Raw genomic sequence first — 12,537 nt, forward strand, 5'->3', positions numbered from 1 at the left:
TACTGCTTTACAACACTTATTGCATTGTTACTCGCGCAGTATAGCAAGTGACATCAACTACTTTTTGGCAATGATATAAATTGCGTGGATAACGCCTGGAAAATAACCAAGAATAGTTAGCAGGATATTAATCCAAAAGTGGGCACCTAGGCCAACTTGTAAAAATACGCCTAGTGGTGGAAGTAAAATTGATAAAAGTATACGAATGATGTCCATAATAAATTCCTTGTTTTTGAAGTAATTTCACAACTCAGTAGGCAAAATACTCACACGTGGTGAAAAATTTAGGCCTATAGAGCGTTTCTATACGTCTCGTTATTAGTTTTTGCATTAACAATGCCAAGTCGCCTTAACAACGCCAAGTCGCATGAACAGTGCCAAATGGCAGGAATGAAGACAAATCACCTTCATATAAGTACATACCCAGCAACAAAGCATTGCGTATACTTAGAAAATAAACTTTTCCTTATAAGAAAGCTATTCACCGAAAGGCGTATTTTGAAGCCAATCTTCAAGGTCTGAACGATTCAGCGGACGGCTAATATAATAACCTTGAGCAATATCGCATCCCCACTCTTTCAGAATTTCAAGGGAAGCTAAATCTTCTACACCCTCGGCGACCACTTTCAAATTAAAGACATTCGCCAAACTAAGCACAGTATGAACAATTTGTTGATCGTTCTCATCGCTAGCCAGAGAAAGAATAAAGCTCTTGTCTATTTTAATCGTTTTAACAGGTAAGTTCTTTAAATAGGCCAATGACGAATAGCCAGTACCAAAGTCATCAATTGCGAAGTGAAAGCCTCTGGCGGTTAATTCGTTAAGGTTTTCAATGGCAAGTGATGCATCAGCAACTAAATCACTTTCGGTTATTTCAAGCTCTAAAGATTCTGGCGATAGCCCTTCTTTCGTTAACAGGGCTACTAGCTTGCTGAGTAACACTTTATTTTGAATGTCTTGCGTCGACAGGTTCATAGCAACGGTGAACCGATAACCTTTCGATCTAAAGTAAGATAAGTCAGTAATGGTTTGCTGCATCACCCAGGTCGTTACTTGCTCTATCAACCCTGCTTGCTCGGCAATAGTAATAAATTCATCTGGCGGTACAAAACCAAGCGCGCTATTGTTCCAGCGGATCAACGCCTCCATGCTGCAAACTTTCATCGTTTGCAAGTCAACCTTGGGCTGGTAAACCATAGACAATTCGTCCTGCTGGCTTACAAGCGACCGCTTCAATTCCGTTGTTATGGCAAGCCTGCGATTATACCTATCCTCTAAATCGGTCCGATACCGCACACACCAGCTATCACTATGAATAGCCTCATCGGTCACTATGTTCATCTTTCTAAATAGTTCTTCAGAAGAAGAGGCATCTTGAGGACACTCGATTATCGCCATAGCAACTTTAACGGGTATGGCGATTAAGTTGCTCTCAACAGGCTGTTCCAAAATGTGTTTAAGTGTTTCCAACTGATCGTCGTTTAACGATTCGTGTGAAATATACAGTATCTCGCCGCCAGCAAGCCGTGCTGAGGTGCCCGGCCAGCGCTGCAAACGTTCAGAAAGTGCCTTTAACGTGTTATCACCATTTGAGTAACCATATAAGTCATTTATGGTTCTAAACCCAATAACCGTTATAGCTACAACTTGAACCGCTTGCCCCTCTTTTATTTGTGACTCAAAATAGTCTTCAACATAATTACGATTGAAAAGACCGGTTAATACATCGTGTTCCGCCTGGTAGCGAATGTGCTTTTCACGACTCTTAATACTCTCTTGCATGCTGTCTACGGCGACGGCAAGTTCTGTAATTTCTTTTAGTTTCGACGGTGATTCAAGAGTTGAACCATAACTACCCGATGCTACTTTATTTACGGCTTTAACTAGTTTAGAGACAGACTCGCTCACATTTCTTGCAAGAAACAGAGAAAGCCCGAGTGCAACTAAAATTGCTAGCAGACAGGATGCTAAAATGGTTAATTGAACTCTCGTAAAGGCGTTGAAATAAGACGTTGTATCGACGGCTAATGTAATAGCGACAGGTAAATTTTGCTCAGAGCCTATGCTTACCTTACGCGCCAAGTAAGTTAATTCGTCTTTAAAGGTCACATCCACCCAAGACGGGTCTTGTTCTGATGTAATTATTCGATGTGCTTCACCTTTATCTAATGTTGCTTTAATGATCTCGTTTGAATCTGCTTTAGAAATAATAATCTCTGCATCAACAAGTTGTTTTAGCTGTTCCAGTAAATCATCGTCAAATTCAACACCAATTAGCATGTAATATCTGAGTGTAGGGATCTCTACCCGAATAAGGTTAAGCTGAATTAAATCATTAGATACAACAAAAAAGCCGCTGTCTCGATCTTTTGCAACGAGCGATAAACTGCTCTCTACATCCTGACCAACTTCGAATAAGTCTGTATGGGTTGCAACAACTTTGTGGTCTAGGCTCACTAACGCGATAATTTTGGTATTTAGGCGATCTGCATAACTCGTAAATGCAGCTTCAATAGAGGGAATATTCTCGGTTCCAACGGCGCGCCTAAAATCAAAGGAACGAGCCAAGACTTTAGATACACTTTTAATAACGGCTTGCCTGTCGGCAACAACTTTATCGAAAACTTTTTCAGCCAATTGAATATCGTGATCGATATTCTGAACAACGAGAGTGTTTGCAGAACGCCAAACAGCGCCAATAATCAGAAGTGATGCTATAACAATCCCAATTAACAAGGTTTGGAATAAAGTCTGGCTTAGTGTCTTTTGCACTATAGTGCCCCGTGAAGATTGTTGTGAATTTAAAGCAGTCGAAATAGATATTGATGTTAAGAATAGCTGATTAACTATTATAGGGACAGGTATAACATCCTGTAAATTTTAGATTTTAACGCTTTGTTACAAATGTCTTGTTCTCAACCAGATATTTGCTAAAGCTGCGCTACTACAGCAAAAAAGCGGAGAAAAGCAAAAAGCCAGCATAGCGCTGGCTTTTGATTCTATTTGGTGCGGAAAGCGGGACTTGAACCCGCACGAGCTATGCTCACCACCCCCTCAAGATGGCGTGTCTACCAATTCCACCACTTCCGCGAAACTTTTTATATACTTAGTTTGAACCTTCAGAGCCATCAGCTACTGGAACATCAGAGCCATCAGCTGCTGGCACATCAGAAGCATCAGCTTCAACCGCTGGCACGTCGCTTTGCGCCGCGTCTTCAATAACTGGTACATCCTGGTCAGCCGGAAGCTGTACTGGTTCTTCAACAGCCGCTGGAACTTCTAAGTTGTTCCATTCATCTTCAGCACTTTCGCGGTTAGCGGTCAATGCACCTAAAGTAAGGCTAATGAAGAAAAATAAACCCGCTAAAATACCAGTGGTACGCGTCATAAAGTTACCAGAACCAGACGAGCCAAATACTGTGTTTGAACCACCTGAGCCAAATGAAGCGCCCATATCTGCGCCTTTACCCTGTTGAATTAGAACAAATCCAATAAGTAAAAGTGCAACAATTAGGTATGCTACTAATAGCACTTCGTAAATCATAAATACCTCGTCAGTTTGCCGCTTGGCAAATTGAAATAAAATCTTCAGCCTTTAAACTGGCCCCGCCAATCAAACCGCCATCTACGTCTTTTTGCGCAAACAAGGTGTTGGCATTATCTGGCTTAACACTTCCGCCGTATAAAATACGTAGGCCCTGTGCCAGCTCTGTGTCTACTTTATTAAAGTAGCCACGAATAAATTCGTGAACGTCTTGTGCTTGTTCTGGGCTTGCAGTTTTACCTGTACCTATTGCCCAAATTGGTTCGTAAGCTATAACTGTTTTGCTTAGTTCATCCACAGACATTGCATTAACAAGTGCGTCTAGCTGTTCACCAACAAACGACTCTACGTTGTCAGCCTCTCTCACTTCAAGGGGTTCACCCACACAAATGATAGGAACTATGCCAGATGCGACACACTGCTTAGCTTTTAGCGCTACAAGTTCGCTTGACTCACCTTGGTCTTCGCGTCTTTCAGAGTGCCCAACGATTGCGTACTCACAACCTGCTTCTTTAAGCATTTGGACTGATAGCTCACCAGTATGTGCGCCATTTTCTAAATGACTTACGTTTTGAGTACCGATAGCAAATGAACGAGTTTCAAAAGCATGTAAAAGTAGAGAAGGAGCACAAATCACGATTTCCGATTCAGCTTTTACATCAGCAAGTTTCTGATTAAATTCAGCAACTAATGCCAAATTTCCATTCATTTTCCAATTGCCAGCCACGAATGGCTTTCTTACATTTTCACTCACAACGCAGACCTTAGCCCTGTCTTTAAAGCGGGCGTGATATTAACTATTTAATTGAAAAGATACAAGCACAAAAAGCAAAATTTCCTGCTACGCCAACTAATTGGCGAGATTACGAACAGTTTCTGCAATATGCTCAGCCCATTTATGAGATTGAGCATCGTCGTTCGACTCTACCATTACACGGATTAGTGGTTCAGTACCACTTTTACGCAGTAATACCCTACCCGTCTTACCTAATGCAGACTCCGCTTCTTTCTTAGCGTTTTGTACATCTTGGTGTGAAAGGTAATCCACTTCTTGGTTTGCGTAACGCACGTTAACCAATGTTTGCGGGTACATGTCAAAACCGCTCGCTAAATCATGGAGATCCATATGAGAGCGTAACATAGCAGCAAGTACCTGAAGCCCTGCAACAATACCATCACCAGTCGAGCTCATATTAAGGTTAAGTACATGACCTGAATTCTCACCGCCAATAGCCCAGCCTTTTTGCTGCAGCAATTCCATCACGTATCTGTCGCCTACGTTACTTCTTACAAATGGAACGCCCAGCTTTGAAAGCGCATTTTCAAGACCTAGATTACTCATCAAGGTGCCAACGACACCACCTTGCATTTTGCCATTTTTAAGTGCGTCACGCGCAATGATGTAAACAATCTGGTCACCGTCTAAAACGTTTCCTAGGTGGTCTACCATCATAATGCGATCGCCATCGCCATCTAGTGCAAAGCCAAGGTCAGCGCCGGTTTCTTTAACCTTTTCTACAATGGCGTTCATAGAAGTTGCGCCAACGCCGTCGTTGATGTTTAGGCCATCAGGCGCTGTTCCCAGCTCAATGACTGTTGCGCCTAGCTCGCGAAGAACGTTTGGTGCTATGTGATACGTTGCGCCATGCGCGCAATCTACCACTATTTTTAGACCTGTTAACGATAGCTCAGACGGGAATGTACCCTTACAAAATTCAATGTAACGACCTGCTGCGTCATTAATTCGTGTAGCTTTACCTAACTTGTCAGAAGCTACGCATGTCATTGGGCGCTCTAACATGTCTTCAATAGCTAGCTCGATGTCGTCATCTAGCTTAAAGCCTTGAGCAGAGAAGAATTTGATGCCGTTATCGTAAAAAGGGTTATGGGAGGCACTGATTACGATACCCGCTTCAGAACGGAATGTTTTCGTTAGATACGCAATAGCCGGTGTGGGCATAGGTCCTAGCAAGCCGATATTAATGCCTGCAGCCGATAGACCAGCTTCTAGAGAGGACTCTAGCATGTAGCCAGATATACGTGTGTCTTTACCGATAAGTACTTTATTTGTGCCGCGGCCAGCTAGAACTTTACCTGCGGCCCACCCTAATTTGGTAACAAACTCTGGGTTGATATTGCTCTCACCCACTTTTCCACGTATACCATCGGTGCCGAAATATTTGCGCTGAGTCATTATTATTCCTTATTTAATCGTATTCAGCATTTTCACGATATTGACAGCGTCCGCTGTTTCTTTAACGTCGTGAACGCGAATAATCTGTGCGCCCATTTGGGCGACAATTGTAGCGAGGCTTACGCTTCCAGCCAAGCGCTCATCTACTTTTCTGTTAAGCAAATTGCCTATCATTGATTTGCGTGACATTCCAACTAAGACAGGAAAGCCCAACGACATAATATCAGGCAGATGTTTAACCAGGGCATAGTTATGCTCTAGCGTTTTACCAAATCCGTAGCCTGGGTCGAACAATATCGACTTTTTCGCAATGCCAGCTTGCTCACATACTTTTGCGCGAGCTATTAAAAACTGGCTTACTTCGTCAATAACATCACTATATTCAGGGTTGTTTTGCATAGTTCGAGGTTGCCCCTTCATATGCATTAAGCACACGGGGACGTTAGCATGAGCTGCGGCTTCCAATGCACCGGGTTCTTGTAAAGCACGTACATCATTAATTAACCCTGCACCCGCGTTGACTGCTTCACGCATTACTTCTGCTTTACTGGTATCAATAGATATCACAACATCGCTATTTTTAGCGACTGCCTCAATAACAGGTATTGTGCGGTCTAGTTCTTCTTGCAAAGATACATCAGGGGCGCCAGGTCGCGTAGATTCTCCACCAATGTCAATGAAGGTCGCGCCATCACCTATCATACGATGCGCATGTTCAACGGCTTGCGTCACATTGGCGTGCTTGCCACCGTCAGAGAAAGAGTCAGGGGTTACATTTAATATGCCCATCACATGAGACTGTGATAGGTCGACGAAGTGCTTTCCAAACTGCATGAATTACTCGCATTATTGTTCTTTAAAGATGAAGCTATAAAGCAAACTGATTTTAACCCACAGAGATAGCGATAAGCATTAGATTAAAATCAAACTGCTCTAACAAAAAACGCCAGCTGAACTGGCGTTTTTTAATTAGTGTAAAGGCTTAGCTTGGAATATCGCCCGGCTTGCCTACAGACGGTTTATCAACACCATCGTTTTTAATTTCACCTTCGCGAACTGGTGCACCACCACTTGGCTTATCGCCACCAGACGGCTTGCTGTCATCCCAGTCTGCAGGAGGACGAACGTCAGTGCGGTTCATCAGATCATCGATTTGCTTAGCATCAATGGTCTCGTACTTCATCAGTGCGTCTTTCATTGAGTGTAAGATATCAATGTTGTCTTCAAGGATTTTTTGAGCGCGTTCGTAGTTGCTGTCAATCAATGACTTGATTTCGGCATCAATAGCACGTGCTGTGTCATCAGACATATTCGTTGCCTTCGACATAGACTTTCCTAGGAACACTTCACCTTCGTCTTCAGCATAAAGCATTGGGCCCATTTTGCTCGACAAGCCCCACTGAGTCACCATCTTGCGTGCAATTTCAGTTGCGCGCTCGATATCGTTAGACGCACCCGTTGTTACTTTGTCGTCACCGTAAATGATGGCTTCAGCAATACGCCCACCAAACAAGCTAGAAATCATGCTTTCTAAGTGTTGTTTAGAATGACTTACACGGTCTTGCTCAGGCAAGTACATAGTCACACCCAACGCGCGACCGCGTGGAATGATCGATACTTTGTAAACCGGATCGTGCTCTGGCACTAAGCGACCAACAATGGCGTGACCTGCTTCGTGATAAGCTGTCATTTCTTTTTCAGGCTCAGACATCACCATAGACTTACGTTCAGAGCCCATCATGATTTTGTCTTTCGCTTTCTCAAACTCTTCCATTGAAACCAGACGTTTGTTACCACGGGCAGCAAACAATGCGGCTTCATTTACTAGGTTCGCCAAATCAGCACCTGAGAAACCTGGTGTACCACGAGCAATTACAGAAGGTTCTACGTTGTCAGCAACAGGTACTTTGCGAATATGAACCTTAAGAATTTGTTCACGACCGCGAATATCTGGCAGACCTACTACAACCTGACGGTCGAAGCGACCAGGGCGAAGTAGCGCAGGGTCAAGAACGTCTGGGCGGTTAGTTGCCGCAATAACGATGATGCCTTCGTGGCCTTCAAAGCCGTCCATTTCAACAAGCATTTGGTTAAGTGTTTGTTCACGCTCGTCGTGACCACCACCTAAACCAGCACCACGTTGACGGCCTACCGCATCAATTTCGTCAATGAAGATAATGCAAGGCGCTGCTTTTTTGGCTTGTTCGAACATATCACGAACACGCGATGCACCAACACCCACGAACATCTCAACGAAATCAGAACCCGAGATAGTAAAGAAAGGTACTTTTGCTTCACCCGCGATAGCTTTCGCAAGTAACGTTTTACCCGTACCAGGAGGACCTACCATAAGTACGCCCTTCGGAATTTTACCGCCAAGCTTCTGGAACTTAGACGGGTCGCGAAGGAAATCTACCAACTCAGATACGTCTTCTTTAGCTTCATCACAGCCTGCTACGTCGGCAAATGTCGTCTTGATTTGGTCTTCACCAAGTAAGCGAGCTTTGCTCTTTCCGAAAGACATAGCGCCACGGCCGCCGCCACCTTGCATTTGACGCATGAAGAAAATCCATACACCAATAAGCAATAGCATGGGGAACCATGAAATGAAAATTGACGTTAGAAGAGACTGCTCTTCCGGTGGTTCACCGTAAACTCTTACGTCGTTTTTAACTAAGTCAGATACTAACTTGTCGTCGAAGTAAGGTACGAATGTTTGGAAAGTTTCGCCTGAACGCTTTGTACCGCGAATTTCGCCACTATTGTTGATGCGAACTTCACGAATATTTCCCTGTTCTGCTTCTCTCAAAAACGTTGTGTAGTCAGTTTGCGAACGAGACGATTCACTCGGTGAAAAGCTCTGAAAAACCGACATTAAAACAACGGCGATGACTAACCATAAGATTAAATTTTTTGCCATATCGCTCAATGCTACTAACCTCTATAAACCCGAATTGCTTGTATATTCAACAAGTTGTTTATTGAATAAACGGCACAACTCGCAACGAAAACCGCTTAACCCAAAGCGTACTACACTTTATACCCACAAGCCACCAAATACACCTCACGAGAACGTGATCTGGACGAGTCAGGCTTACGCGTCTTTATGGTTGTGAAAGATTGTTTAAGTGCGTTCATGAACTCAACAAAACCTTCACCTTGGAACACCTTAATGACAAAAGAACCTCCAGGCTTTAAAACTTGGTGACACATATCTAGCGCTAGTTCGCAAAGGTACATAGAGCGAGATTGGTCAACCGAAGCGTTACCTGCAAGGTTCGGTGCCATATCAGACAACACAATATCTACGGTGTTCCCACCGATTCTGTTCAATAGTGCGTCGAGAACCGCGTCCTCTCTGAAATCACCTTGTAGAAAGTCTACGCCAACTATCGGATCCATGGGCAAAATATCGCACGCGATAACTTGACCATTGTCGCCAACAAGCTGTGCAGCTAGCTGAGACCAGCCCCCCGGTGCAGCACCAAGGTCTACAAGTGTCATTCCTGGTTTTATAAGCTTATCTTTTTTCTGGATTTCTTCCAGTTTATAAATAGCTCGCGAGCGCCAACCTTCCTTATTTGCTTTTTGCACATAATGGTCGTTGACGTGTTCTTGTAACCAGCGTTTACTGCTGGCGGAGTGTTTCTTTTTTGTCATTCCAGTACAATGTCATTAGGATTGTAGAGAAGATGGCGTTAGAATACGTTATTTCAAGCATAAACTAACAGATTAATTGTAAGAAATATTACTAGATGAAACTTTCAAATAAACAGAAACAATTCCTAAAAGGTCTTGCACACCCGTTAAAACCTGTTGTGCAGCTAGGTGGGAACGGCCTGACAGAAGGTGTCGTTGCAGAAATCGACAACGCACTTAGTCACCATGAATTAATTAAAGTTAAGGTACCAACTGATGATCGCGAAGAAAAAGCGCTTATCATGGATGCCATCGTACGTGAAACCAACTCAGTTAAGCTTCAGGTAATTGGTCATACGCTAATTATCTACCGTCAAAGCGAAGACTGTAAAATTCAGTTGCCAAAATAGCGGCAAAATAACTGAATAAAAGGTGCCGTTCCCTTTCGGCACCATAGTTTTTCTTCTTACTTCCCGTTAACATCACGTTAATAATAGTGAACAAATAGGGTTTAAGGGAAAACTATGACGCTAAATAATCTTACCGCCGTTGTCACTGGCGGTTGCTCAGGACTTGGTCACGCCACTGCTATCGCGCTTCGCGATGCGGGCGCCAACGTCAGCCTTTTCGACCTAAACGACGAACTTGGCGCGCAACGTGTTGAACAATTAGGTAGTGACAATACACATTTCACCAAAACCGATGTTCGTGATGAGGCCTCTGTTCAGGCGGCGATAGACGCGACAACCGAAAGGTTTGGCGCCATTTCTTTAGTGGTTAACTGCGCAGGTATTGCGCCCGCAAAACGTTTACTCGATAAAGAAGGCAACCCTGCCCCTCTTGGCGATTTTCAAAAAACTATCGATATTAACTTGGTCGGCAGCTTTAATGTGTCGCGCTTGGTGGCAGCAGCTATGGCCAAACAGTCGCCTGTTAACGATGAAGGCGAACGCGGCCTTATTATCAATACTGCTTCAGTTGCAGGTTACGAAGGTCAAATAGGTCAAACTGCTTATGCAGCAAGCAAAGGTGGAATTATTGGTCTAACCCTGCCAATGGCTCGCGATTTAGCGCCGCTAGGCATCCGCGTTAATACGATAGCGCCTGGCGTGATGGGCACGCCTATGCTGCTTGCTATGCCTGAAAAGGTGCAAGACGCCCTTTCTGCCAACGTACAGTTTCCTAAGCGTCTAGGGCTGCCCCAAGAATTCGCAAAACTGGTTATTCACATGGCGAACAATAGCTACTTAAATGGTGAGACCATTCGCTTAGACGGCGGTCTTCGCATGCCGCCTAAATAGCCGAAGAAAGTTAATCAACGAGGCAATCGGTAACGCCTCGTTGAATATTAAACGCTTAGGGTAGTCAATACCTACACCGCCATTAAATACCTAGTTTTAATTAGATCTTAACGATACCGCGAACACTATCATAAATTCGAGTATGGGCTCTTTGATTAGCTTTTGCTTCGTAAAGTGCCTTATCAGCTTTTAGCAATTGGTGAGCAATCGGGTTCGTTTGTTCAAGGTCATCTTTTTCTAAGACAGCAGCACCAATACTTGCCGTTAAGGCCTGTCCGCTGGGTAAACTAATTTTGCTTATGCCATTATGCAGCCGTTCGCTAAAAGGTTTTATATCTTTTATATCCGTGTTAAAAAGCACGATCAAAAACTCTTCGCCGCCCCATCTCGCCACAACGTCAGTCTCACGCACATGCGCTTTCAACACGTGAGACAATTTTATTAGTATTCTATCGCCTTCTTCATGGCCAAAGGCGTCGTTAATCTTCTTAAAAAAGTCGATGTCTAAAAGCAGAAAAGATAGAGGGACAAAGGCGCGACGGGATTGAGAAATCATTTTTAACACATCATCATTTGCCGCGCGACGATTAAGTAGTGGAGTCAAAGTATCTCGACGGCTTACGGCCGTAAGCTCTTCGGTCTTCTTTTCAAGCTGGCCTTTTGCTTCTAACAACTCTTGATAAAGCTTATCTCGTTCTTTTGCAACGTATATCGCCCAGTACAATATGTTACCTGTGACCGTGATATTCGCTACAGCGGGCACTCTAGCGCCCGAGCCCGATAGCAAAGTGATTTGAACTTCTAGATATTCACCATTGGCAAGGAGTATTGGTTTTATATAACTTTCATAAAATATCGAACTCGCCTTAGAGACTATATCGATTACTTTCTTCCCAGAAGTCCAATCTAACCCTAGAAACGACTTAGCATGAGGATTAAGCCATTTTATTTCTGTCGTTTCAAAATCCGATTTAAGTAACAAACAGGGAAAGTCTTCCTCTATTGCTTCTTTCAAGCTGCGAACCCCTCAAATAGGGTAAACACAGTAGCCGGATCAGTCATGTGTAAACAATGTCCATAGGCGTCGACGATATGCATTTTAGCGTCCGGAATAGCGTTATACATGTATTCCCCCACGTTTGTTGACGCTAAATTATCGTGCTTGCTTTGTAAAATAAGTGTAGGAAGCATTAGTTTTGGGAGCTGTGCTCTATCGTCAGAGAAAAACGTAGTTTTGGCAAACGGCTTGGCATATTTAGGATCCGTAGAGCAGAAGCTTGTTTCAAGTTCTTGAATTAAGTCTGCGTTATTATCTTGCCCCATTACCAAAGGCGCTAAATAATTTGCCCACCCCACATAGTTCTTATCCATAAGGTTTAATAGTTCTTCTAAATCTGCTTTGTCGAAGCCTCCCATGTAGTCAGGGGGGAAATTTAGAAAGCAGGGGGACGGACATACCATGGCAAGCTTAGAAAAAATGTGAGGTGATTGGATAGCCGCGCGCATGCCAACCATACTGCTAACCGAGTGCCCGATGAAGATTACATCCTGGAGGTTTAACGCCTCACATATTTCTATGACATCTTGAGCATATCCATCGAGTGTCGCATAGCGATTAGTATCGTAAGCTGAATAATCAGAAGCACCGCATCCTACATAGTCAAATAGAACTACTTTATACTTTTCTACAAGGAAGGGTAATAGGTGGCGCCACATCTGCTGATCACAGCCAAAACCGTGGGCTAACATTATAACCGTACTTCCTGAACCATGAGTTGTGACGTTATTCCTAGCCACTACGCTGCAACTTGGCTGCATGGTTTACCTTCTTATTTTTTTTAAGGGGCAGCACGATTAGT

12 protein-coding genes and 1 tRNA gene are annotated in these 12,537 nt (G+C 43.6%); 2 read left to right on the forward strand and 11 right to left on the reverse strand.

The genetic code is table 11. The features are described from left to right. Positions 1–57 precede the first annotated feature (57 nt). From ACXACS_RS12495 to rlmE, 9 genes are all read right to left on the reverse strand, one after another. The gene (locus ACXACS_RS12495; protein WP_015067141.1) at positions 58–216 is read right to left on the reverse strand and encodes a YqaE/Pmp3 family membrane protein; all 159 of its coding nucleotides are present in this window, start codon (positions 214–216) and stop codon (positions 58–60) included. Positions 217–477: 261 nt separating this feature from the next. Then, a complete protein-coding gene (locus ACXACS_RS12500) occupies positions 478–2,772 on the reverse strand; it encodes an EAL domain-containing protein (RefSeq protein ID WP_474806998.1) in 2,295 nt (764 codons plus the stop codon). Positions 2,773–3,004: 232 nt separating this feature from the next. After that, positions 3,005–3,090: transfer RNA gene (locus tag ACXACS_RS12505), tRNA-Leu, on the reverse strand. A gap of 16 nt (positions 3,091–3,106) precedes the next feature. Next, a complete protein-coding gene (secG, locus tag ACXACS_RS12510) occupies positions 3,107–3,544 on the reverse strand; it encodes a preprotein translocase subunit SecG (RefSeq protein ID WP_474807000.1) in 438 nt (145 codons plus the stop codon). 10 nt (positions 3,545–3,554) lie between these two features. Continuing rightward, positions 3,555–4,298, reverse strand: a complete 744-nt coding sequence (gene tpiA / locus ACXACS_RS12515) for a triose-phosphate isomerase (RefSeq protein WP_474807002.1) — start codon at positions 4,296–4,298, stop codon at positions 3,555–3,557. Positions 4,299–4,394: 96 nt separating this feature from the next. Beyond that, positions 4,395–5,738, reverse strand: a complete 1,344-nt coding sequence (glmM, locus tag ACXACS_RS12520; RefSeq protein WP_474807004.1) for a phosphoglucosamine mutase — start codon at positions 5,736–5,738, stop codon at positions 4,395–4,397. Between the two features lie 9 nt (positions 5,739–5,747). Then, entirely contained in the window at positions 5,748–6,572 is an 825-nt protein-coding gene (folP, locus tag ACXACS_RS12525) for a dihydropteroate synthase (RefSeq protein WP_474807006.1), read from the reverse strand. 148 nt (positions 6,573–6,720) lie between these two features. After that, positions 6,721–8,667: an ATP-dependent zinc metalloprotease FtsH gene (gene ftsH / locus ACXACS_RS12530; protein WP_179983328.1), complete on the reverse strand. Its 1,947-nt coding sequence runs from the start codon at positions 8,665–8,667 to the stop codon at positions 6,721–6,723. A 101-nt stretch (positions 8,668–8,768) separates the two neighbouring features. Next, positions 8,769–9,398 carry a 23S rRNA (uridine(2552)-2'-O)-methyltransferase RlmE gene (gene rlmE, locus ACXACS_RS12535; protein WP_014949364.1) on the reverse strand — a complete coding sequence of 210 codons (630 nt, stop codon included), beginning with the start codon at positions 9,396–9,398 and terminating at the stop codon, positions 8,769–8,771. A gap of 95 nt (positions 9,399–9,493) precedes the next feature. Here rlmE and yhbY point away from each other — a divergent pair, with 95 nt between their 5' ends. Both yhbY and ACXACS_RS12545 read left to right on the forward strand, forming a co-directional pair. After that, a complete protein-coding gene (yhbY, locus tag ACXACS_RS12540; RefSeq protein ID WP_014949363.1) occupies positions 9,494–9,787 on the forward strand; it encodes a ribosome assembly RNA-binding protein YhbY in 294 nt (97 codons plus the stop codon). A 114-nt stretch (positions 9,788–9,901) separates the two neighbouring features. Next, entirely contained in the window at positions 9,902–10,678 is a 777-nt protein-coding gene (locus ACXACS_RS12545; RefSeq protein WP_474807010.1) for a 3-hydroxyacyl-CoA dehydrogenase, read from the forward strand. Between the two features lie 100 nt (positions 10,679–10,778). On the opposite strand, the gene ACXACS_RS12550 is transcribed toward ACXACS_RS12545, so the two are convergent. Both ACXACS_RS12550 and ACXACS_RS12555 read right to left on the reverse strand, forming a co-directional pair. Continuing rightward, complete coding sequence (locus tag ACXACS_RS12550) at positions 10,779–11,693, reverse strand: GGDEF domain-containing protein (RefSeq protein WP_474807012.1); 915 nt, start codon at positions 11,691–11,693, stop codon at positions 10,779–10,781. After that, the gene (locus ACXACS_RS12555) at positions 11,690–12,496 is read right to left on the reverse strand and encodes an alpha/beta fold hydrolase (RefSeq protein WP_474807014.1); all 807 of its coding nucleotides are present in this window, start codon (positions 12,494–12,496) and stop codon (positions 11,690–11,692) included. Before ACXACS_RS12555 ends, ACXACS_RS12550 begins: the two co-directional genes overlap by 4 nt. Between the last annotated feature and the right edge of the window lie 41 nt (positions 12,497–12,537).

Source organism: Alteromonas sp. AWM4_230, assembly GCF_056158305.1.